This window comes from Nocardia sp. CA-290969, from assembly GCF_050936135.1.
Classification (GTDB): Bacteria; Actinomycetota; Actinomycetes; order Mycobacteriales; family Mycobacteriaceae; genus Nocardia.
Genome location: NZ_JBNJNJ010000001.1, coordinates 4,806,640 through 4,826,962, shown reverse-complemented (window position 1 = coordinate 4,826,962; position 20,323 = coordinate 4,806,640). Strand labels below are relative to the sequence as shown.

19 protein-coding genes are annotated in these 20,323 nt (G+C 69.2%); 9 read left to right on the top strand and 10 right to left on the bottom strand.

Annotated features, from left to right (window positions below; translation table 11 throughout):
• Positions 1 to 61 precede the first annotated feature (61 nt).
• The 3 genes from ACQEVO_RS22105 (at position 62) to ACQEVO_RS22095 (ending at position 2,760) form a co-directional block, all read left to right on the top strand.
• Positions 62 to 868: an SDR family oxidoreductase gene (locus tag ACQEVO_RS22105; RefSeq protein ID WP_432916200.1), complete on the top strand. Its 807-nt coding sequence runs from the start codon at positions 62 to 64 to the stop codon at positions 866 to 868.
• Between the two features lie 9 nt (positions 869 to 877).
• Positions 878 to 2,026, top strand: a complete 1,149-nt coding sequence (locus tag ACQEVO_RS22100; protein ID WP_432916197.1) for an isochorismate synthase — start codon at positions 878 to 880, stop codon at positions 2,024 to 2,026.
• A gap of 80 nt (positions 2,027 to 2,106) precedes the next feature.
• On the top strand, positions 2,107 to 2,760 hold the full coding sequence (locus ACQEVO_RS22095; RefSeq protein WP_432916194.1) for an isochorismatase family protein: 654 nt from the start codon (positions 2,107 to 2,109) through the stop codon (positions 2,758 to 2,760).
• Between the two features lie 34 nt (positions 2,761 to 2,794).
• Here ACQEVO_RS22095 and ACQEVO_RS22090 read toward each other — a convergent pair whose 3' ends face one another.
• Genes ACQEVO_RS22090 through ACQEVO_RS22075 form a run of 4 tightly spaced genes read right to left on the bottom strand, consistent with a single transcriptional unit; the run spans position 2,795 to position 7,693 of the window.
• A complete protein-coding gene (locus tag ACQEVO_RS22090; RefSeq protein ID WP_432916191.1) occupies positions 2,795 to 4,792 on the bottom strand; it encodes a 5-oxoprolinase/urea amidolyase family protein in 1,998 nt (665 codons plus the stop codon).
• Positions 4,789 to 5,409, bottom strand: coding sequence for an urea amidolyase associated protein UAAP2 (locus tag ACQEVO_RS22085; RefSeq protein WP_432916188.1), 621 nt, complete (start codon positions 5,407 to 5,409; stop codon positions 4,789 to 4,791). The genes ACQEVO_RS22090 and ACQEVO_RS22085 overlap by 4 nt, the downstream gene beginning before the upstream one ends.
• Positions 5,406 to 6,161, bottom strand: a complete 756-nt coding sequence (locus tag ACQEVO_RS22080; protein WP_432916185.1) for a DUF1989 domain-containing protein — start codon at positions 6,159 to 6,161, stop codon at positions 5,406 to 5,408. Before ACQEVO_RS22080 ends, ACQEVO_RS22085 begins: the two co-directional genes overlap by 4 nt.
• A gap of 35 nt (positions 6,162 to 6,196) precedes the next feature.
• Positions 6,197 to 7,693: a sodium:solute symporter family protein gene (locus ACQEVO_RS22075; protein ID WP_432916183.1), complete on the bottom strand. Its 1,497-nt coding sequence runs from the start codon at positions 7,691 to 7,693 to the stop codon at positions 6,197 to 6,199.
• Between the two features lie 451 nt (positions 7,694 to 8,144).
• On the opposite strand from ACQEVO_RS22075, the gene ACQEVO_RS22070 reads away from it, so the two are divergent.
• Together ACQEVO_RS22070 and ACQEVO_RS22065 are read left to right on the top strand one after the other, a co-directional pair.
• Positions 8,145 to 8,810, top strand: a complete 666-nt coding sequence (locus ACQEVO_RS22070) for a TetR/AcrR family transcriptional regulator (protein WP_432916180.1) — start codon at positions 8,145 to 8,147, stop codon at positions 8,808 to 8,810.
• 375 nt (positions 8,811 to 9,185) lie between these two features.
• Entirely contained in the window at positions 9,186 to 9,974 is a 789-nt protein-coding gene (locus tag ACQEVO_RS22065; protein ID WP_432916177.1) for an acyl-CoA thioesterase domain-containing protein, read from the top strand.
• 9 nt (positions 9,975 to 9,983) lie between these two features.
• Here the strand turns inward: ACQEVO_RS22065 and ACQEVO_RS22060 are convergent, their stop codons facing one another.
• A complete protein-coding gene (locus ACQEVO_RS22060) occupies positions 9,984 to 10,451 on the bottom strand; it encodes a MarR family winged helix-turn-helix transcriptional regulator (protein WP_432916174.1) in 468 nt (155 codons plus the stop codon).
• Positions 10,452 to 10,824: 373 nt separating this feature from the next.
• Here ACQEVO_RS22060 and ACQEVO_RS22055 point away from each other — a divergent pair, with 373 nt between their 5' ends.
• Positions 10,825 to 12,561 (top strand): BCCT family transporter, encoded by a 1,737-nt coding sequence (locus ACQEVO_RS22055; RefSeq protein ID WP_432916171.1) that lies wholly within the window; start codon positions 10,825 to 10,827, stop codon positions 12,559 to 12,561.
• 57 nt (positions 12,562 to 12,618) lie between these two features.
• Here ACQEVO_RS22055 and ACQEVO_RS22050 read toward each other — a convergent pair whose 3' ends face one another.
• Both ACQEVO_RS22050 and ACQEVO_RS22045 read right to left on the bottom strand, forming a co-directional pair.
• Complete coding sequence (locus tag ACQEVO_RS22050; RefSeq protein ID WP_432916168.1) at positions 12,619 to 12,858, bottom strand: DUF6374 family protein; 240 nt, start codon at positions 12,856 to 12,858, stop codon at positions 12,619 to 12,621.
• Between the two features lie 170 nt (positions 12,859 to 13,028).
• Positions 13,029 to 13,307 carry a hypothetical protein gene (locus ACQEVO_RS22045; protein ID WP_432916165.1) on the bottom strand — a complete coding sequence of 93 codons (279 nt, stop codon included), beginning with the start codon at positions 13,305 to 13,307 and terminating at the stop codon, positions 13,029 to 13,031.
• 220 nt (positions 13,308 to 13,527) lie between these two features.
• On the opposite strand from ACQEVO_RS22045, the gene ACQEVO_RS22040 reads away from it, so the two are divergent.
• The gene (locus ACQEVO_RS22040; RefSeq protein ID WP_280396852.1) at positions 13,528 to 13,821 is read left to right on the top strand and encodes a hypothetical protein; all 294 of its coding nucleotides are present in this window, start codon (positions 13,528 to 13,530) and stop codon (positions 13,819 to 13,821) included.
• Positions 13,822 to 13,917: 96 nt separating this feature from the next.
• The gene (locus ACQEVO_RS22035) at positions 13,918 to 15,366 is read left to right on the top strand and encodes a DUF1254 domain-containing protein (RefSeq protein ID WP_432916162.1); all 1,449 of its coding nucleotides are present in this window, start codon (positions 13,918 to 13,920) and stop codon (positions 15,364 to 15,366) included.
• A 74-nt stretch (positions 15,367 to 15,440) separates the two neighbouring features.
• On the opposite strand, the gene ACQEVO_RS22030 is transcribed toward ACQEVO_RS22035, so the two are convergent.
• Positions 15,441 to 17,654: a TerD family protein gene (locus ACQEVO_RS22030; RefSeq protein WP_432916159.1), complete on the bottom strand. Its 2,214-nt coding sequence runs from the start codon at positions 17,652 to 17,654 to the stop codon at positions 15,441 to 15,443.
• Between the two features lie 88 nt (positions 17,655 to 17,742).
• On the opposite strand from ACQEVO_RS22030, the gene ACQEVO_RS22025 reads away from it, so the two are divergent.
• The gene (locus ACQEVO_RS22025) at positions 17,743 to 18,243 is read left to right on the top strand and encodes a hypothetical protein (protein WP_432916156.1); all 501 of its coding nucleotides are present in this window, start codon (positions 17,743 to 17,745) and stop codon (positions 18,241 to 18,243) included.
• Between the two features lie 10 nt (positions 18,244 to 18,253).
• Here ACQEVO_RS22025 and ACQEVO_RS22020 read toward each other — a convergent pair whose 3' ends face one another.
• Positions 18,254 to 18,637, bottom strand: a complete 384-nt coding sequence (locus tag ACQEVO_RS22020; protein ID WP_432916154.1) for a hypothetical protein — start codon at positions 18,635 to 18,637, stop codon at positions 18,254 to 18,256.
• A gap of 29 nt (positions 18,638 to 18,666) precedes the next feature.
• Complete coding sequence (gene pabB, locus ACQEVO_RS22015; RefSeq protein WP_432916151.1) at positions 18,667 to 20,307, bottom strand: aminodeoxychorismate synthase component I; 1,641 nt, start codon at positions 20,305 to 20,307, stop codon at positions 18,667 to 18,669.
• Between the last annotated feature and the right edge of the window lie 16 nt (positions 20,308 to 20,323).

The following is a 20,323-nucleotide window of genomic DNA, read 5'->3' as shown; positions in this document are numbered from 1 at the left end:
CTTGTTCGATGTCACACCGGAATGCTAGCCTTACGATGTAACTTCAGGTTAGGCTAACCTAATGGTCACGAAGCAATGGGGCGAAGGGGTCATCGTCACCGGAGCCGCCGGGGGTATCGGAGCGGCCGTCGCCACCGAACTCGCCGGCGATTCTCCGCTCATAGAACTGTGGGACACCGACCCTCGGGTGCACGAGGTGGCCGATCGGATCGGGCAACAGCACGAGGGAATCACCGCCCGGGGCACCGAAATCGATCTCCGTGACGCCGCGGCCGTCGCCGCCGCGTTCGACCGCACCGTCGCCGCATCCGGCGCGCCCCGGATCGTGGTGCACACCGCCGGCGCGATGATCGGTGGCTCGGCACTGGACACCGCCGCCGACGAATGGCAGCGCTGCCTCGCCGTCAATACCAACGCCGCCGTGTACGTCGCGCAGCGCGCCGCCCGCGAAATGGTCGCCGTGCGGCGCGGTTCCATCGTGGTCGTCTCCTCGAATTCCGCCACCACACCCAGGGTCGGGCTGGCCGCATACGGCGCCGCCAAGGCCGCCACCACCGCGTTCACCCGGTCGCTGGCGCTGCAGGTCGCACCGCACGGGGTGCGGGTGAATCTGGTATCGCCCGGCTCGACCGATACCCCGCTGCTGCGCGGAATGTACGCCGATTCCGATGAGCACGGCCTCGGCGACACCGCGCGGGCGAGCCTGCTCGACGGTGATCCCGAGAACTACCGGCTGGGAATCCCGTTGCGGCGGATCGCCGAACCGGCCGATATCGCCGCCGCCGTCCGCTTCCTGGTTTCCGATGCCGCGCGCCACATCACCATGCACGACCTGCGGGTCGACGGCGGCGCAACGCTGGATATGTGACACGAGAGGATGATCATCATCAACGCCGAGAATTCCGCGTATCCCGCGGATCCCGCTTTTGTCCTGTCCCGGCCGCAACGCACCGTGACCGCGTCCGCCGGGAACCGTGTCTTCCACAGCGCCGCCGAAGCCGCCGCCCAGTTGCGGTCGCGGCGGGTGAGCCATATCGTCGGCGCGTTGCCGTTCACTCCCGGTGCCCCCGCCGCGCTGTGGGCACCGGAAACCGTCGCGATCACCGACGGCCCCCGGGCCGCCCGTGCGGTGCGCGCGCCCGAGATCGCGATCACCGAAAGTCTCCCGGAGCCGGAAGAACACGTCCGCCGCGTGAGCAGTGCCGTCCGGTTGCTGGCCGATCCGGCGAACCCGCTGCGCAAAGTCGTTCTGGCCAGGAAGGTCCGGGCCCGCACCGGCCGTGCGGTGCGCGCGGTCGATCTGCTGGATCTGCTGGTCTCCACCGATCACGCCGGTAACGGCTACCTGGTGGACCTTTCCGCGGCGGGCGGTGTGTACACCGGCCGCCACCTGGTGGGTTCGAGCCCGGAGATCCTGGTGCGGCGGCTCGGCCCGGAGGTCACCAGCCATCCGCTCGCGGGGTCCGCCCGCCGGGTAGTCGAGGATCCGGTGGCCGACCGAATCGCCGCCGAAACCCTGCTCGGCTCGGCCAAGGACCAGCACGAGCACGGCTATGTGGTGCGGCATGTCGCCGATGTGCTGCGCGACCGGTGCACCGATGTGCGTACCCCCGCGGCCCCGGATCTCACCGAGACACCGGCCATGTGGCATCTCGGCACCACGATCGGCGCGACGGTATCGGCCGGCGGCCCGACGGCACTCGAACTCGCCGACGCGCTACATCCCACCCCGGCGATCTGCGGTACCCCGACCGCCGCGGCCGCGCGGCTGATCGCCGAACTCGAAGGCGAACGGGGCTTCTACGCGGGCGCGGTGGGCTGGTGCGATGCCGACGGCAACGGGGAATGGATGGTGAGCATCCGCTGTGCGGAGCTGGCCGCCGACCACCGGACCCTGCTCGCGTACGCGGGCGGCGGCATCGTCGCCGAATCCGATCCCGACGACGAACTGGCCGAAACCACCGGCAAACTCCAGCGCGTCCTCGGCCCGCTGGGAGTCACCGGGAGGCCCGCCACGGTGCCCTGACCCGACGATATTCCGCTACTGCGCCCGGGCCCGCAGCCTGCCAGAAAGTTGTGGGCCCCAAGAGATGAGGAGTTCTGGACATGCCCATGCAGCCGATCGCGCCCTATGCGATGCCGTCGTTGGACGACGAGATCACCAACCAGGTGTCCTGGCGACTCGACCCCGACAGATGTGCCCTGCTGATCCACGACATGCAGAACTATTTCCTCACCGCGTACCAGCTCGATCGCGATCCGGCCCGGACGATGATCGACAATATCGTCCGGCTCCGCGACAAATGTCATGAGCTGGGCATTCCGGTCGTCTACAGTATGCAGCCCGGTGATCAGCATCCCGACCGCCGCGGCCTGCTCGCGGATTTCTGGGGCACCGGTATGTCGGACGGCCCGGATACCGAGGTCATCGCCGAGCTGAAACCGGACGAGAACGATATCCAGGTCACCAAATGGCGGTACTCGGCGTTCCAGCGCACCGATCTGCGCCAGCTGCTCGGCTACCGCAATCGTGACCAGCTGCTCGTCACCGGCGTCTACGCGCATATGGGCTGTATGCTCAGCGCCGCGGAGGCCTTCATGAACGATATCCGCGCCTTCATGGTGCACGACGCGGTCGCGGATTTCAGCCGCGACGAGCATGCGATCGCGTTGCGCTACACCGCCCGGCGCTGCGGCATGGTGCTGAGCACCGACGGGGTGCTGGCCCAGCTCGAGGCGCCGGTACACGCCGGAGCCTGAGCCGGTCCCGGCGGGTTCCGGCACCCGCCGGGCCTCATTCGGTGAGTTCGCCGGATCTGCGCCAGGATTCCCGTTCGGCCGCGAAGGCCGCCGCCTGGCGCGTCTTGAACTCGTCGATCGATGCGGCATTGTCGGCAAGGAACCGCCGGTGCTCGGCCAGCCGGAACTCGCCGTCGCGGGCGCGGAGTTCACCGCGCCCGGCCGCGAAATCGGCCCGCAGGTCCAGCAATTCCTCAGCGCTCACCGGATACCAGCTGATCCGGTCGAAAAACCGCAGCAGCCAGGGTGTTTCGTGGTCCGTCCGGCTCCACACCTGAGTGGTGCGCCCGACGAACTGGTATCCGCCGGGGCCTTCCATTCCGTAGATACACAGGTACGCGCCGCCGATGCCGACCGCGTTCTCCGGAGTCCAGGTACGGGCGGGATTGTATTTGGTGGTGATCAGCCGGTGTCGCGGGTCGGCCGGGGTGGCCAGTGGGGCACCGAGATAGACGTCGCCGAGACCGAGGACGAGGTATTCGGCGGCGAAGACGGTATCGAAAACATCGTCGACCGAGTCCAGCCCGTTCATCCGGCGGATGAACTCGATATTCCACGGGCACCACGGCGCGTCCGCGCGTACGCCGTGCATATAGCGGGTGATCGCCTCCCGGGTGGCCGGATCGTCCCAGGACAGCGGTAGTTCGACCGTGCGGCTGGGCACCACCAGATCCGCGGCGGCGGGCAGTTCGCCTTCGATCTCGGTGAGCATATCCAGCGCCGCCGGGGTGCTCAGGACGGTGGGGTCGAGGCGGATCTGCAGCGACCGGACGCCCGGCGTGAGCTCGGTGATCCCGCGTTCCCGGCCGAGCCGGAGCCGTTCGTGCAGCGCGTGTACCCGGGCGCGCAGTTCGAGATCCAAGGTCATCGTGCCGAATTCGACCAGGATTCCGTCGTCCCCGGCGCGGCGGTAGGTGATCGGGGTGCCGTCCGCTGTTTCGGCGCGCCGCACGACCCCGTCGTCGCCGTCTCCGCCGCTCGACAGAACCGTCGGCCAGCCGGCGCGGCGTTCCGGGCCGAGCGCGCGGGGCGAGGCCGTCCGATCGGCCCGGACGGGGACGAATCGCACCCTATCGCCCGGGCACAGCTGCCCGAGTTTCCACCGGTCGGCGGCGGTGACCGTGACCGGGCAGACGAAACCGCCCAGACTGGGACCGTCCGGGCCGAGCAGGATCGGGGTATCGCCGGTGAAATCGAGTGCGCCGACGCTGTAGGCGGTGTCGTGGATATTGGACGGATGCAGCCCGGCCTCGCCGCCGTCCGGCCGCGCCCAGCGGGGTTTGGGCCCGATGAGCCGGACGCCGGTGCGGTCGGAGTTGAAATGCACCTCGTAGGCGGTGCCGTACAGGGTGTCGATATCGGCGCGGGTGAAGAATTCCGGTGCGCCGTGCGGTCCTTCGGTGACGGCCAGTTGCCAGGTGCGGGTGAGTACCGGCTGTTCGCCACCCGGGACCGGACCGGACGGCGCCTCGGGTGCCGGGCCGAGAGGCAGCACATCCCCCGCGGCGAGGGCGCGGCCGGCGACCCCACCGAACCGGCCGAGGGTGAACGTCGCCGCGCTGCCCAGGTAGTCGGGCAGCGCCACACCGCCGGAGATCAGGACGTAGCAGCGCATCCCGGGTCCCCGTACGGTCCCGATATCGAGGAGCTCGCCCGCCGGTACCAGGACCGGCCGCCACAGCGGCACCCGCCGGCCCGCGACCGTCACGTCGACGGGTGCGCCGGTGACACACACCCAGGTCGGCTCCGGGAACCGCAGCGCCGGCCCGGCCATCGTGCATTCCAGCCCGGCGGCGCCCTCGGCATTGCCCAGTGCGCGGTTGCCCAGCCGGAACGACAGATCGTCCATCGGGCCCGACGGCGGCACGCCCACATGCCAGTAGCCGGTCCGGCCGGGCCAGTCCTGGACGGTGGTCAGCATGCCCGGTCGTTCGACCATCGCCTGCGGTACGGCGATCCCGGGATCCGGCTCGAGCGCCGCCGGGGCGGTCATCGGGTCACCACCATCCGCACCGGCGTCGGATCGAAACCGTTGCACGGGTTGTTGATCTGCGGGCAGTTCGAGACCAGCACCAAAGTGTCGATCTCCGCGCGCAGCGAGACCGTCTTACCCGGCGCGGACAGGCCGTCGACGATCCCGAGCGTGCCGTCGGATTCCACCGGAACATTCATGAACCAGTTGATATTCGATACCAGATCCCGTTTGCCCATACCCCATTTCGCGGCCTCGGCCAGGAAGTTCTCCACGCAGGCGTGCTGGTGGCGGGTGTGGTGGCCGTAGCGCAGCGTATTCGACTCCTGGGAGCAGGCCCCGGCGATGGTGTCGTGGTTGCCGACCTCGTCGGCGATCACGGTCATCAGCGCGGTACCGGCGTCGGTGCGCAGCACACTGCCGGTGGTCAGGAAGATATTGCGCTGGGCGGTGATCGTGGCCTGCGCGCTGTAGCGGTCGGTGTGATCGGCCGCCGAGTACAGCAGGCAGTCCACGGCCTGGTTACCGTGCAGGTCGATGATGTCGAGCCGTTCGCCCGCGCGCACGATCGCCGACCACGGCGCGCACGCCGGCACGGTTTCGTCGAGAACTACGGTCGCGGTGGCAGCGTTGCTCATACCCACTCCTGTCGAGTCCGGGCGGCCGACCAGGCCTGTTCGGTGTTCTGCACGGCCCGCAGGTATTCCGGGTCGCTGTTCACGGTGGTGGTGTCCAGGGGTGCGCCCGGCCAGGCGACCAGGTCGAGATCGGTGACGGGGGCGTCGTCGAGCGGATGGGCGGTATTGACCACCAGCACGGTCACGGGCAGGTGGATCAGCAGTTCGACACAGGCGCCGGGGTCCGCGGAACCGGAGGCGTTCAGGCTGCCGTCCGCGCCGACCCGTACACCGCGGAACAACGACAGCGTCGGGCCGATATCCCGGGGTTCGAGACCGTGTTTGCTCCCCGCGCGTTCCAGCAGCAGCCGGCCCTCCCGGGTGGCGCCGCACAGGGTGTCGTGCCGCCCGGCGGTATCGGTGAGGACGGTCGCCAGCACCCTGCCCTGGTCCGACAGCAGAGGATGGCCGGGCCCGATATAGGCCTGCCAGGGCACTTTCATGGTGTCGGCGATATTGAGGCGCTCCCACGGGGCTTCCGCTCGCAGCAGGAACAGATGCGCGCAGGCCGAGCCCTGCGGATCGGCCAGCCGCAACCGGGTGCCGCGGCCGAGCACCGTGCTGGTGTGGCCGCCGGGCGGGAGCCGGACGGTCCAGGTGGTGTCCGCGAGCCGGACACCTTCCGGCAGATCCGGGGTGGCCAGGGTGGCCGTGGCCTGGGCGCGAGCGTGCTCGCGGGCGCCCGTCGTGGAGGCGGTGGTGGGAGGTGTCATCGTCTTTCCTTGCTCGTCGGACGGGCGGACGCGGATCAGCCGGGCTGATTGGCGGGTTCCGGGGCAGGCAGCGGCACCGGGACGGGCGGCGTCGTGGCAGTGCGGCGGGCGTCCCGCAGTCGCTGCGCGGCGAGGACGCCGAGAAAGGCGACCAGCGACGCCAGGAACCCGAGGAAGGTCGGCCAGCCGTCGAAACCGGGACCGATCAGCGAATTCTCCAGGTGCAGCACCGTATTCGGCACGCCGTACATGGTGGGGGTGAGCACGAACAGCACCAGCCGCACGCCGAGCCCTACGACCATTGCCGCCACCGCGGCGGCCGTGGTGACTCGCCGAGTGAGGTGCGCGGCCACGAACGGCACGATCAACCCGGCCAGCATCAGGTCGAAGGCGAGAGTGAGCAGGATGCCGGTCTGCGGCACCTGCACCGCGAAGAAGATGGCCACCGCGGCCACGGGCAGCATGGTGATCCGCACATCGCGCAGCAGGGTGTCGCGACCGCCGGAATCGGTGCGGTCGGTGCGGCCGGCGATATTGCGGGTCGCGACCGCGGCCGTGCCGAGAATGGCTCCGTTGGCGGTCGAGCACGACGCGGCGATCACCGCCGACAGCACCAGGATCGCCAGGCCCGCCGGTGCGTGCTCGTCGAGCAGGGCCAGCAGGCGCGGCCCGCCCTCGGCGTCGACGATATCGGTGGTGGCCAGCGCGACCAGCGCGTACGGAATACCGACCAGGGCGGTGCCCGCGGCACCGGCGAAGCAGGCGCGGCGGGCGATCTCGGGGGAGCGGGCGGAGAAAATGCGCTGCATGAAATCGATCGCGACGATATCGCCGATCCCGAGCGCGATGAGGGTGGCCCAGTTGATCGCCGCGCCTTCGGAGGTATTGCTCAGCTGGCCCAGGTCGAACGGGCCCATCCCGTCGGGGATGTGGATGCCGTAGGTCGAACCCACCCAGATCAGCAGGGAGAGCGAGCCGATCACGGTGATCACCATCTGCGCCAGCGCGGTGTAGGCGTCGCTGAACATTCCGCCGGAGACGGTGTAGGTGAGCACGATCGCCACGATGAGCAGGACACCCGCGGTGTAGGGGACGCCCAGGAAACGTTCGAACAGATAACCACCCGCGACCAGGTTGCCGGCGAGCAGGATGCAGAAACTGAAGATCATCAGGACCGAGGCGGACAGTTCCACGCCGCGCCCGTACTTGATCCGGTAGAAGTCCGGCAGGGTCAGCAAACCCATGCGGTTCATCGGTTTGGCGAAGAAGATACCGGTGAGCAGCAGGCACAGCCCGAGCCCGAGCGGTAGGGACGCGCCCGCCCAGAAACCGAGCGAGCCGGACAGATCGGTGTTGCCGAGCGTGGCGTTGGAATCGACCGCCTGCCCCATGAGTCCGGCCGCGACCAGCGGCAGGCCCAGCGATCGTCCGGCGACCAGGAAGTTGACGCTGTCCCCGTCCACCTTGCGGGCAACCAGCAGGCCGATGCCGATTACCGCGAGCACGCTGACCGCGATTCCGAGAATGATCATGGCCCGGGGCCCTTCATCCGACACGAATATCTATCGCTTGAAAGTTTTCCCGCGCGCCGAGACGTCGTGGTGACGGCGATGTATCCGTATCGGTCTCACGCGTAACGTCTGCGTTGCCTGTATTTCTGTCGAGTGACAGAAATTGGTCACCGGCGCCTGCGGCATCGTGAGCACCGATGGTTTCCGGGCGCGGACGCTCAGGTGCCAGGAGTCCGCAGCGGCACCCGAGGGCCTGCCGGCCGCCAACGGACCGGGCGTGGTGTCCGCTGTGCGGGCGAGCAACGCCTGTTGCCACGAGAGCGGCCGGCGGCCGCTGCGCGTTCGTGGTGCGATCGTCGTGGTGCAGGATGACACCGGCTCGCCCCGCGACCGGATCGAGGAGCTCGATCCCCGGCGGCGGTGGAGTACCGGCCGGGGCCGGCGAGGGACCGGCGGCGGCGACAATGGGTGTATGACCCAACTCGGTCCGGGCCGGCCGCGTCTCGAGGCGCGGCGGCGGCAAGGGCGTACGCCGCGTGCCGAAATCCTCGACGCCGCCGCCGAACTGTTCACCACCAACGGCTACGGCAGCACCTCCACGCGGGCGATCGCCGAAGCGGTGGGGATCCGGCAGGCCTCGCTCTACCATCACTTCGCCGCCAAGGACGATATTCTCGACGCCCTGCTCGGCGAAACCATCGCCGAGGCGGCGGAACTGGCCGCCCGGCTGAGTGAAAGCGGCGAGCCGGCCGCCGTGCGGTTGTATGCGCTGGCGCGTTTCGATATCGAGCAGTTGTGCGCCGCACGGTGGAATGTCGGCGCGCTGTACTTCCTGCCGGAGTTGCGCGGCGAGCGGTTCGCGCAATTCCGGGTGCGCCGCGACAGGCTGCGTGAAAGTTACGAATCGCTGGCGGCCCGCGTCGTCGCCGAAATCGGCGCGGGAGGTGTCGCGGAAGCGTCGGCCATCCCGTTCCGCCTGGTGGAGACCGTGATCAACATCCGTTCGGACGAGGGTGCGGTATCGGCCGATACGCGAGGTGCCATCGCGGAGGCGGTCCTGCGGGTCCTGGGCTGGCACGGAGACGTCGCCACGGTCGCGGACTCGGCAGACGCCCTCATGGGCACCTCCGGTGCCTGACCGGCCGGTCGCCGCCGGAGTCGTCGGGGCGTTTGTGCCCGGTTCGCCGTAGGGCGTCAGCGCCTGGGCGCCGGTCGACCGGCCGCCGCCGGCGCCGGTATCCCGGTCGCGGGATCGCCGGGCATGCCCGGGGGGTTACGGCAGCCCGCGCGTAACAAGGGCGGCGGTGGGTGCACGCGGTGGTGCCGAGGGTCAGCAGGTGCGCAGTGGGTGGTTCGGCCCGGCCCGACGGCGGGATCCTGCCGGTGGCCGAACGGGGGCCGCGGGCGGTGGCGGGCGAGTGGTCTCGGTGCTGCTGCCGGGGTACCTCCTCACCAGCGGAAACTAGAACGTGTTGTAATTCTGGTGCGGGTTGCCGCGAGAGGAGTCGATACCGTGTTGGCATTCTTCACCAGAGAAGGTGAGCAGTTCCTGCCCACCCGGGTTGCCATATCCAGCTGGAGCCCCACCCAGGTGGGCGGTCCGGCGATCTGCGGGCTGCTGGCCCGCGAACTGGAAACGCGGTCGCCCGGGCAGGAGTTCGTTCCGGCTCGGCTCACCGTCGACCTGTTCAGCCCGGTGGCCGACGAACCCACATCGCTGCGCAGCACGGTGGTCCGGGAGGGCAAGCGCATCTGCGTGATCGACGCCGAGCTGGTGCAGCACGACGAGGTGCGTTCGCGTGCGACCGTGGTCTATCTGCGCACCGGTGAGGTGCCCGCGGGCGACCTCTGGCAGCCCGGCCGCGACCTCCCGGTTCCCGATATCCCGGATACCTCCGAGGCCGGTGCGCACCCGCTGTTCAAGAGCGGCGACGGCGAATGGACCCGCGATTTCGCCGCCTCCCAGAACGCCGAACGCAAGGCCATCTGGCAGAACATGCTGCCGGTGGTGGCGGGCGATCCGGTGACCCCCTTCCAGCGCGCCGCGATGGCCGGTGACGCGGCGAGTTTCATGACCAACTGGGGCAGCGCCGGTATCGGCTACATCAATTCCGATGTGACCCTGACCCTGGCGCGGCTGCCCATCGGCCCGGGTATCGGTGTGCTGGCACAGGACCAGGTGGGGGTGGCCGGGATATCGGTCGGCACCGTCGCCCTCTACGACCGCACCGGGCCGCTGGGGACGGCGGTGGTCACCGCGGTGTCCAATGTGCGGCGGCAGGTCGATATGTCGCGGTTCTGACGGCGCGTGCTACCGGCCCGGTTCGGTAGGGGTGGGTCGCGGCCAAGGCCGTGCCTCGAGCTGTTCGAGATCGGTGTTGAACCGCTCGAGGTAGGCGGCGAAAGCCCGGACGTCCTGCTCGCTCCACCCGCGCAGCACCCGGTCGAGCGCGTTGACGTTGTATTCGCGGTCGGTCCGCAGCCGGCGTTCCCCTTCCGCGGTGATCCGGAATTTCCGCGCCACCCCACCCGCCGGGTCGGGAATACGTTCGACCAGGTCCGCTTTCATCATGGCCGCCGTCTGCCGGTGCACGGTCGAGGTGTCCAGGCCGAAGGCTTCGGCCAGTTCGCCGATGGACATGGGGCCTTCGATCCACAGCCGGCTCAGCACCAGGTAGGCGCTGCGGTCCAGATGGTCGGGCCGGCGTAGGTGCGCGTTGAGACTGTGCCGCCCCAGCAGCATGGTTTCGAATTCGATGAGATGGGTCGGCTTGTCCATGGCGGGTGTCCTGCTCGTCTGCTTCTGCCCTCGGGCTCGGCGGGCGTCCCGCCAGTCGTTATACCACGCCGCCGGGAGTGTGTTGCATCATACATACTCGTTGTATCGTGCAAGTCCGATTCCCGCCTGCGCGCCCGCTGCGCTGCGGCGCCCGGCCGTCCGGCGGCCCGTTGCGGCGAGGTCTCGATCGCCGCCACGAAACCTGCCGGATCGTGTTCGGTACCTCGCGGACCGGACGGGGCGGTACGGTTTTTCCCGGTACATCCGTTCGGCAATGCGGCGCGGGCGCAGGCGAGGACCGAATAACGGCTGGTCCCCGTGGTGTGCGTGGTCGTGTGCGGAACGCAGGAGTGCGATCTGAAAGGACTCGTCCATGGTGATCGACGCCGGATCAGGCCCAGCGACGCCCGAAGGCGGTCTGCCGGGCTCCCCGGAAGGCAGACCGGCGCTGCGCAAGCGCGGAATCGACCGGCTGGTCTTCGGGATCACCTCGATCGGGGCGGTGGCCTTCGTCCTGTGGGGAGCCATCGACCAGGAGAGCCTGGCGCGGGTCGCCTCCAACGCGCAGGCCTGGGTGATCACCAATACCGGGTGGTTGTTCGTGCTGGTCGCCACCTCGTTCGTCGTCTACGTGATCTGGCTGGCCCTCAGCCGCTACGGCAAGATTCCGCTCGGTGCCGACGACGAGACACCGGAATTCCGGACGGTCTCCTGGATCGCGATGATGTTCAGCGCCGGGATGGGTATCGGCCTGATGTTCTGGGGCGTCGCCGAACCGCTGACTCATTTCACCTCCCCGCCGCCGGGTACCGCCGCGCCCGGGAGCCCGGAGGCCAGTGAGGTCGCGCTGGCCACCACGCTGTTCCACTGGACCCTGCACCCGTGGGCGATCTACGCGGTCGCCGGGCTCGCCATCGCCTACTCCACCTTCCGCCGCGGCCGTTCCCAGCTGTTCTCGTCGGTATTCCGGCCGCTGCTCGGCAAGCGGGTCGCGGAAGGGCTGGGCGGTAAGGCCATCGATATGATGGCGATCTTCGCGACGCTGTTCGGTTCGGCGGCCTCGCTGGGCCTGGGTGCCCTGCAGATCGGCGCCGGACTCGAATTCAACGGCTATATCGACACCGTCGCGAAACTCGGCCTGGTGCTGGTGATCACCGGGCTGACGATCGCCTTCGTCCTCTCCGCGGTCTCCGGGATCGCGCGCGGCATCCAGTGGCTGTCGAATATCAACATGGTGCTGGCCGTGGTGCTGGCGGGTTTCGTCTTCGTCGCCGGACCCACCCTGTTCATGCTGAACTTCCTGCCCACCGCCCTCGGCGACTACATCGGTGAATTGCCCACCATGGCCTCGCGCACCGGGATCGCCGGTGGCGAGGAAATGGAGAAGTGGCTGTCGAGCTGGACCATCTTCTACTGGGCGTGGTGGATTTCCTGGACCCCCTTCGTCGGTATGTTCATCGCCCGGATCAGCCGCGGCCGCACCATCCGCCAGTTCGTGGCCGGTGTCCTGCTGGTGCCGAGCCTGGTGAGCCTGGTGTGGTTCGCGGTTTTCGGCGGTGCGGCGATCCGGCAGCAGAGCGAGAACCACGACCTCACCGAACCGGACGGCAGTGTGAACCCCGATTTCGCGCTGTTCCATCTGCTCGACGAATATCCGCTGACCTCGATCACCACCGTGCTGGTGATGATCCTGGTGGGTATCTTCTTCGTCTCCGGTGCCGACGCGGCCTCGATCGTGATGGGCACACTGTCCGAGCGCGGCAGTATCGAACCGTCGCGGGTCACGGTAATCTTCTGGGGTACGGCCACCGGCGCTGTAGCCGCGATCATGCTGGTGATCGCCGATTCCGATGATCTGGGCGGTGCGTTGACCGGGTTGCAGGCCCTCACCACCGTGGTCGCGCTGCCGTTCATGATCGTCATGGTGATGATGTGCGTATCGCTGTACCGCGATGTGCGCCGCGATCCGATCATCATGCGGGAGAACCTCGGTGTGGAACTCGTCGAGGGTGCGGTGGTGCAGGGGACGGCCCTGCACGAAGGCGAATTCGCGCTGGTCACCACGCCGGTCGAAACGGTGGACGACGACGAATCCGATCCCCGCGAGTAGCGCGGCCGCGCACCCGGCACCGAGTCCCGGCTCCGCGATCCTCGCGGCGGCCGGGGTTCAGTGCCGGGGCCCGCGGAAATCCAGGCAGGCGCGCCCGGGCGGCGCCGGGCGGTGGGCCCGCGGCGAGCTGTTCTGCGTCGCCTCGATGTAGATGCTCAGCCCGGCGCTGAGCTTGCCGGCCAGAGCCTCGAGCTGATCGGGCGACAGCACCTCGCCGAAGGCCGCCGCGGCGAGCAGTCGTTCCCGTACCTGTTCGAGGTTGAGCCGGGCGAACGGGATGGGCGCGAGTTCGGGCATGCGGGTCACGCTACCGCAAATCGAACATATTTTCGATAGCGGAAATCGGCCATCATTCGGCGGTGTCAGCGGCTCGATCCGAGCGGATCACCGCAGGTCCGGGCGGTCGTCCGGACCGCGCCCGGGCCCGATGTGCCGACCTCGAGCGGAATCGATTGCGGGCGAGCGGCTCAGCCGATCACCGCGTTCATGATGGTGCCCGCACTGGTGGCGACCACGCCGCCGATCATGGCACCGGCCACCATCTTCGGTGATTCGAGGCCGCCACCGGACCATTTCTCCCAGGCGAACCGGCCGCCGGCGTAGATGATCGCGCAGATACCGGCGAGCAGGACGAACCAGGTCAGATACTGCACCAGCTGCATGATCTTGTCCGCCAGCGGTGGGGCTTGTGGGGTGGGATTGCCGATTTGCGCCAGGAGCGTATCGGTGACGGCGGCCAGTATCATCTCGCAGCTCACTCTGTGTTCGGGGAGGGCGGGAACGCACACGCATCGTAACCGCTCGCCGGGATGGTCGCAGTAATCCCAGTTCCGGGGAGGGATCCGGGGGCATCAGCGGTTATAGCGCGAAAGACGATGCGCGGCAAGAACTTGCGCCCTGCCCGGCTGCGTCTGGATGATGGAGGTGGGGTCGCAGTGCCCGCAAACAGAGGTGAGGGAGCAGACGGTGAGCATCATCGCGGCGTCGGTTGTCGACGCGGTATCGGTATACGCACAGGTCAGCAATCCCACTCCGGAACCGCCGCCGCTGGCGGACAAGATCATGGAGTTCGTCCGTTACGCGACCTGGCTGGCGATCCTGTCCGGAACGGTGAGCATTGTCTACGCCGGCGGCAAGTTCGCCTGGGAAAAATGGTCCGGCAGCTCGATGCAATCGCCGAAGATGGTGGCCGGTGCCATGATCGGCGGTGTCGTCGCCACCAGTGCCGGCACCATCATGAACACCGTGCTCACCATGTGAGAACAGCCGCGCCGACCGTGGCGGCAACGGTTCGGCTAATCCTGGGCGTATCCTGCAAAGCGGTCCAGTCGACGGCGATGAGCAGGGAGAATGCGCATGGGCGAGGCCCCGGCGGCGGTATCCGGTAGTTCGCGGCGTGGTTCGGCACCCGACCGGTTCCGGATGTCCCGGCGTGCGCTGCTGGGCCTGCTCGCGACGACCGGGCTGGCGGCCTGCGGGGAAACCGGCGACGATACCGAGATCATGCCGTCGGGCACACCGGCCGATCGCCGCGAAGTGGCGTCCGACGCGTACGTTTTCGGCTATCCGCTCATGCTGATCGATACGATCCGCGGTCGCGCGCTGCAGTTCAGCTCGGCCAACCGGTTCCAGCACACCTCCAGCCTGCCCGCGGCCAGTCAGCGCACCGTGGTCCAGATCGATTTGGACAATTTGTTTTCGGTGGCCTGGCTGGACCTGCGGGAGGAACCCGTCCTGTTCGAAGTGCCGGAGATCGAGGACCGGTATTGGGTGATGCAGGTCCTCGACGCCTGGTCCAATACCGTGTTCACGCCCACCAGCCTGCAACCCCAGGTGGAACCGGGTGCGTCCGCGCCGTTCACCTACGCCGTCACCGGACCGGGCTGGAAGGGCGAACTTCCGCCGGGGACGGTGCAGCTGCCGGTGCCCACCGCGGACGCTTGGCTGTACGGGCGGATCGAGGTACGCGGCCCGTCGGACGTGCCGGCCGTGCGCGCCATCCAGTCCCGGCTGCGTCTGGCCCCGCTCAGTGCCTGGACCACCCCCGCCGCCGCGGAATCCGATTCGATTCCGGAGAACCAGGATTGGTCGGAATCGGCGGGCCTGGACACCCTGAGGAAGATGCCGTCCCGCGAGTACTTCGAGCGCATGTGCGAACTCATGGAGGACAATCCGCCCGCGGCGGCCGACGAGCCCGCGATGCGGCGGTTCGCCACCATCGGTATCCGGCCGGGCGGTGCACCGGAGGGGGTGAGCACGGGCGAACTCGATGCGGGCGTCGACGCGGCGAAAAGCAAGATCGCGGCCTATGTGGACCCGGGCAGCCTGTTGCGCAACGGCTGGGTGGTGGACCTGAACGTCGGCCGCTACGGCACCAACTATCTGTTGCGGGCGGCGACCGCGAACCGCGGAGTCGGCGCGAACCTGGCGGTGGTCGTGGTATATCCGGCGCTGTTCGGCGAGGCCGACGACGACGGCACCCCGCTGGAGTTCACCTTGCGGTTCCCGCCCGGGCAGGCGCCACCGGTGGCCGCGTTCTGGTCGCTCACCGCCTACGACAATCAGGGCTATCTCGTGCAGAACCCGGCGGATCTGCATACGGTGGGTCATCCGGTCGCACCGGTGGCGGCGCCCGACGGGACGATCGAGATCCTGGTCCAGGCCACCGATCCGGGGCCGGACGTGCCGCGGCAGAATTGGCTGCCGATCCCCGACCAAGGACAGTTCTCGCTGGTCATGCGCCTGTACGAACCGGACCAGCGGGTACTGGACAAGCAATGGTTCCCGCCGCCGCTCGAACCCTGAGCAACAACGAGGCCGCCACCTTGCCGGCTACCCGATGCGGAGCCGGACGGTGCGGACGGGATACGCGCGGGCACTCAGATATTGGCGCCCTTGTCCCGATTGCATCCGCGGCACAGGATCTGGAGGTTGGCGGCGCTGGTGGCGCCGCCGCGGCTGAGCGGGATGATGTGGTCGAATTCGAGGTAGTGGCCCTCTCCACATTCCACGCAGCGACCGCCGTCGCGCTGCCACACCTCGGCCTTGACCTCCTGCGGGATACTGCGCGAATCACGCTGACCGGGAGCCAGTACCAGCCGTTTGGCGATCCGCAGCGCACCCTCCAGCGCGGCGGCGAGATATTCCGGATCGGCGACGGCGAAACTCGCGCCACCGCGCGCCGAGGTGGCCGCGACGACGACCGTCTCGTACTCGGCCGATACCGAGACGATCCGCGACCACGGGATCTCCACACCGGCGCCGGACCCCACGAAACGTAATTTCTTGGTGCTCACGATCAACCGGCCGTCGGTGTGCTTGGGCCCGCGGGCCAGTTCCCGGATATGAGTGGCGCCGATATCGAGGTAGACCAGCTCCTCGGCGTCCAGATGCAGATCCGGGGTACGCACCGTCGGCAGATCGCCCTCGCGCAGCCGGGACAGGGCCCGGCCCCGCACCATCCGGGCGCGCAGATCGTCGATCGGGCGGCCGGTCAAGCCCAGTTCGGTGACGGCATGGTCGAACTCGTCGTACTCCTGTGCCGAGATCTGCCCGTCGGCGAAGGCGAACGCGACCCGCCGCTCCACGTACTGCCACGCCTCCGGTTGCAGCGCCGCCCGGGCGGCCGATTCGTCGATCCGCTGATAGCGCAGCGACGCCCACAGCGCATCCCATTCGGCACCGCGCGGTCCTGACGCGGCGAGCACCCGCGCGGCGCGGGTATGCCAGTGGATCAGGAATTCCTCGGTCTGCGCGGCACACGCGGCGCAGGGATGATGTCCGCCGAAGACCCGGCGCCGGCGGCGGGCCCCGCAGCGGTCGCAGTCGTGCGGATGCGGGCGGGCGGTGGGCCGGGTGTCGGAGGTCCAGTTTTCGCCGTCCCACCAGCGGAACAAGGTCGGCTCGGTGGGGTCGCGGTACCAGTCGGCGCGGCCCGACCCCGGCGGCGGTTCGACAGGGGTGGGTTCGGGCACGGTGAGCCGGCGGAGCGTCACGGTGCCCGGTGTGCGCCGGGTCGGTTGTGGTTCGGCGAAACGATCCCAGGGGGCGGGGGCGATACCGGCCCCGGGCCGCTCGTCGAGCCGGTAGTGGGCATTACCGGGATGCCTCTCGGGTGCCTGGTCTGCACCGCCGTGCTCGCCGGACCGGCTGCGATCCACCATGGCTCCGGCGTCCGCCGATCCGGCCGGGGTCGCTCCGGCCGGGGTCGCTCCGTTCGCCCGGGGGTGCGCTTGCTCCCGCGGATCGAAACCGCCGCGCCGAGTTGCCGGTTGTGCGGGTTCTGCGGACTCGCCTGCCGCAATCGCGCCGGAGGGTGTTCCCCGCCCCGGTTCGGTGCGCCGGATTGCCGAGCGTGCCGGCTCCGGCCGGCTCGGGAGGGTGGCCGTGGGTGCGGGTCCACCGCTGCCGAGTGGTGGGTCCCCATGGGGTGCCTGGGCCGTGGTGACAACGGCGCCCGCCTCTCCGGGACCGCCCGAAGGGCGTGCGCCGGCGCCGAGCGCTCGTCCGCTGTCCGAGTCCGTCGCAGTGGGGCCGGTGCGGTCGGCCGGTGTGCGCGGGCGCTGTGCGCCACCCGGCGGACCCGGCGGCGGATCGTCGACCTGGATCCCGAACTCCGTGACCAGGCCCGCCATTCCGGACGCCCAGCCCTGGCCGACGGCGCGGAAACGCCAGCCCCTGTCGCGGCGGTAGAACTCGCCGAACATCATGGCCGTCACCGCCTCGGTATCGGTGACGGCGAACCGGGCGACCGGACCGTCCACGGCGTGCACGGTGAGAGACAGGTCGTCGAGCTGGGTGAAATCGGCGGTTTCCAGTGATCCCGACACCACGATCCGGTCCACTTCGGCTTCCGTCCGCGGCAGCGAGACGCTGAGCCGGGCCGTACCGGGCGCGGGATCCTGGTCCAGGGTGACGGCCTGGGAGATGTGCCGGGGCGCGTTGTAGAAGACCAGGTCCTTGTCGTCGCGGACCGTCCCGTCGCCGCGCAGCAGCAGGGCGTGCGCGTCCACCACATGTTCGGACCGCCAGGAAATCACCACGGCCAGAAGAGATGTCGGTATCGGCGTATTGGCGCCCTTGCTCAGTTCCATCGTCGTCGCACTATGCCATGCGCACCCGACACGCCCGCAGGCGCGCAGGTCATGGCCTTGTTCGGGGTGGATGCGGCAGAGTTGTCGTATGCCCGATCCGGTACAGCCGGGGGACAAGAGGTCAGCGAACCGGCCGGGGGCGCGCCGGGTGCCCACGCCCGCCGATGTGCTGGCCGCCGCGCAGTCGGCGGTGGACGCGGCGCAATCCGCCGCGGGTCAGGCGCTGGAGGCCGCGCAACTCACCGCGGGCCAGGCCTTCGATACGGCGGTGCGGCTGCCACCGGCCTCGGCGCAGCTGGCCGCGCAACTGCCCGATCTGCTGGACAATCTGTCCACCGCCATCGACCGGCTCAATGCCACGGCGGACCGTCTCGACCGCACGCTGGCCCTCGCCGACCCCGCCTTCGCCGCCTACGACCGGCTGTTGCCCCGGCTGGAGGCGCTGATCGCACTGGGTGAGGATCTGTTCGGCGCGCTCGCCCGGTTGCCCGGGGTGGGCCGGCTCGGCCGGATCACCGGTATCGTCGCGCCGGACCTGCCGGAACCCGAACCCGACCCGCCCCGGAAGCGGCCGCGCCGTAAACCGTGAGCGGTGGCGGTCAGCTCGGGTCGAGAGCGTGGCCGTTGTAGGGGGTGTCGTGATCGGTGCGGTCGTGGACCGGCCGGACCAGAACCTCTTCGCCTTCGAAGGTGATCTGCGCGTTGCGCGCGGCGTTGAGCAGCACCAGCACCAGCTGATCGGCCACCCGCTGCGCGGCCGCGGCATCGGGGTAGCGGCCGAGCACCCGCGCGCTGGGCCCGACCGTGCCGCCGCCCCGGTCGTAATCCCAGTTCCCGCTGCCGGTGGCCACCGCCAGCCGCGCGACTACTTCGGCCGTGCCCGTGCCGTCGTGCGCGGACTGCACCGCCTCGATCCCGATTTCGATGATCTGATCGGCCCGAAGCCAGTCCCCACCATGTGTTTTCACCCAGAGCTGTGCCATCGCTCCATTGTGGCGCTGTTCGCGGTTACTTATCGGATACCGGCCGGAACATCGCTCGGCGGGCGGGACCGCCCAGCGGCCACCGCGGCCACGGAACGGTAGACCGCACCGGCTTTGAGCAGCATTTCGTCGTATTCGGCCGCGGCCTCCGAATCCAGCACGATCGCCCCGCCGGCGCCGATCTGCCAGCGGCCGGCATGGCGCACCGCGGTGCGGATCACGATATTGAGGTCGGCGGTACCGCCGAGGCCCAGGAAGCCGATGGTGCCCGAATAGATCCCGCGCGCCTGGGTTTCCAGCTCATCGATGATCGCCATGGTGCGGATCTTCGGCGCGCCGGTCATGGAACCGCCGGGGAAGCACGCGCGCAGACAGTCGATCACATCGGTCTCGGCGCGCAATGTCCCGCGAACAGTGGAAACCAGTTGGTGCAGGGTGGAATAGGTTTCGGTGGCGAGTAGCCGGTGCACCCGGACACTGCCGATCTCGCAGACCCGGCCCAGATCGTTGCGCAGCAGATCGACGATCATCACGTTCTCCGCGCGGGTTTTCGGGTCCTCGGTGAGCGCGCGGCGCAACCGTTCGTCGACGGCCGGGTCGGGATCGCGGCGGGCGGTGCCCTTGATGGGTTTCGTCTCGACCGTGCGGGTGCGGTCGATCTTCAGGAAGCGTTCGGGGGAGGAGCAGGCGATTTCCAGGTCGCCGAACCGCAGGTAGGCCGAATACGGGGCGGGGTTGGCGCGGCGCAGCACGCGGTAGGTCTCGAGCCCGCCGGCAGTGGCGGGCAGGATCAGCTGATCGGTGAGCGTGATCTCGTACGATTCGCCGGCGCGCAGCGCGGCCTGGCACGCCGCGATATCGCGCAGGTACTGCGCATGGCCGCGGACGAGATGGTGCTCGAACGCGGAACGCTCACCATCTACACCGGCCGCCGCCTGGTCGTGATCGGCTCCGGACGCCGCGGAGCGGTGGTCGGCTCCGGGTGTGGTGGCGCGGTGGTCGGCTCCGGGTGTGGTGATGCCGGAGTGAGTGCCGGCCGGGGCGGGGTGCTGGGCGCCGAACTCCGGTAGGCCCGGGTAATCGCCGAGCGGCGGGGGATTCGACCAGGTCGGCAACTCCGCGAGTACGGCGGCCGTGGCGTCCAGCCAGTCTCGGGTCGCCCGGCGAGCCTTTTCGCCCGCGCCGGTGAGAGCCAGCAGGTATGTCCGTCCGGCGAGGTGGTCGACCACGACCAGCCGGTCGGCGAAGATCCACTGGGCATCGGGCGTGGGCGCGTGGTGTGCGGCCGCGCCCCCGCATTCCGCTTTGACCTCGTAGCCCAGGTAGCCCACGTAACCGCCCGCGAAGTCGAACGGCAGCTCCGCGGGCAGCGGCAGGCGGCGGGTGCGCAGCGTGGCGGCCAGATAGTCGAGGACGGTGCCCGGTTCCTGCCGGATCCGGCCACAGGAACCGGTCACGGTGACGAACCCGCTGCCGACCCGGTACCGCACCACCTCGGCCAGCGGGCCGCCGGCGTCGCCGAGGAAGGAGAAGCGGTCCAACCCCGGTTCCACGTGTTCGCTGTCCAGCCAGAACGCGGTGTCCGAGGTGCCGTAGAGGCGGAGGAAGGCGGCCTCGGTGTCTACGGCGCGTTCGAGCACCCGGTGCTGGACTGTGGCGGTGAAAGACATCGTGGTCCGAACCCTA

What these genes read in the sequence shown, in the direction of transcription:
- ACQEVO_RS22075 (WP_432916183.1), bottom strand. Translation starts at nt 7,693, where the DNA reads ATGATCATTCTCGGAATCGCGGTCAGCGTGCTCGCGGTAATCGGCATC.
- ACQEVO_RS22105 (WP_432916200.1), top strand. Translation starts at nt 62, where the DNA reads ATGGTCACGAAGCAATGGGGCGAAGGGGTCATCGTCACCGGAGCCGCC.
- ACQEVO_RS22045 (WP_432916165.1), bottom strand. Translation starts at nt 13,307, where the DNA reads ATGATACTGGCCGCCGTCACCGATACGCTCCTGGCGCAAATCGGCAAT.
- ACQEVO_RS22095 (WP_432916194.1), top strand. Translation starts at nt 2,107, where the DNA reads ATGCCCATGCAGCCGATCGCGCCCTATGCGATGCCGTCGTTGGACGAC.
- ACQEVO_RS22025 (WP_432916156.1), top strand. Translation starts at nt 17,743, where the DNA reads ATGCCCGATCCGGTACAGCCGGGGGACAAGAGGTCAGCGAACCGGCCG.
- ACQEVO_RS22020 (WP_432916154.1), bottom strand. Translation starts at nt 18,637, where the DNA reads ATGGCACAGCTCTGGGTGAAAACACATGGTGGGGACTGGCTTCGGGCC.
- ACQEVO_RS22050 (WP_432916168.1), bottom strand. Translation starts at nt 12,858, where the DNA reads ATGCCCGAACTCGCGCCCATCCCGTTCGCCCGGCTCAACCTCGAACAG.
- ACQEVO_RS22085 (WP_432916188.1), bottom strand. Translation starts at nt 5,409, where the DNA reads ATGAGCAACGCTGCCACCGCGACCGTAGTTCTCGACGAAACCGTGCCG.
- ACQEVO_RS22035 (WP_432916162.1), top strand. Translation starts at nt 13,918, where the DNA reads ATGGGCGAGGCCCCGGCGGCGGTATCCGGTAGTTCGCGGCGTGGTTCG.
- ACQEVO_RS22055 (WP_432916171.1), top strand. Translation starts at nt 10,825, where the DNA reads ATGGTGATCGACGCCGGATCAGGCCCAGCGACGCCCGAAGGCGGTCTG.
- ACQEVO_RS22070 (WP_432916180.1), top strand. Translation starts at nt 8,145, where the DNA reads ATGACCCAACTCGGTCCGGGCCGGCCGCGTCTCGAGGCGCGGCGGCGG.
- ACQEVO_RS22060 (WP_432916174.1), bottom strand. Translation starts at nt 10,451, where the DNA reads ATGGACAAGCCGACCCATCTCATCGAATTCGAAACCATGCTGCTGGGG.
- ACQEVO_RS22030 (WP_432916159.1), bottom strand. Translation starts at nt 17,654, where the DNA reads ATGGAACTGAGCAAGGGCGCCAATACGCCGATACCGACATCTCTTCTG.
- ACQEVO_RS22080 (WP_432916185.1), bottom strand. Translation starts at nt 6,161, where the DNA reads ATGACACCTCCCACCACCGCCTCCACGACGGGCGCCCGCGAGCACGCT.
- ACQEVO_RS22090 (WP_432916191.1), bottom strand. Translation starts at nt 4,792, where the DNA reads ATGACCGCCCCGGCGGCGCTCGAGCCGGATCCCGGGATCGCCGTACCG.
- pabB (WP_432916151.1), bottom strand. Translation starts at nt 20,307, where the DNA reads ATGTCTTTCACCGCCACAGTCCAGCACCGGGTGCTCGAACGCGCCGTA.
- ACQEVO_RS22100 (WP_432916197.1), top strand. Translation starts at nt 878, where the DNA reads ATGATCATCATCAACGCCGAGAATTCCGCGTATCCCGCGGATCCCGCT.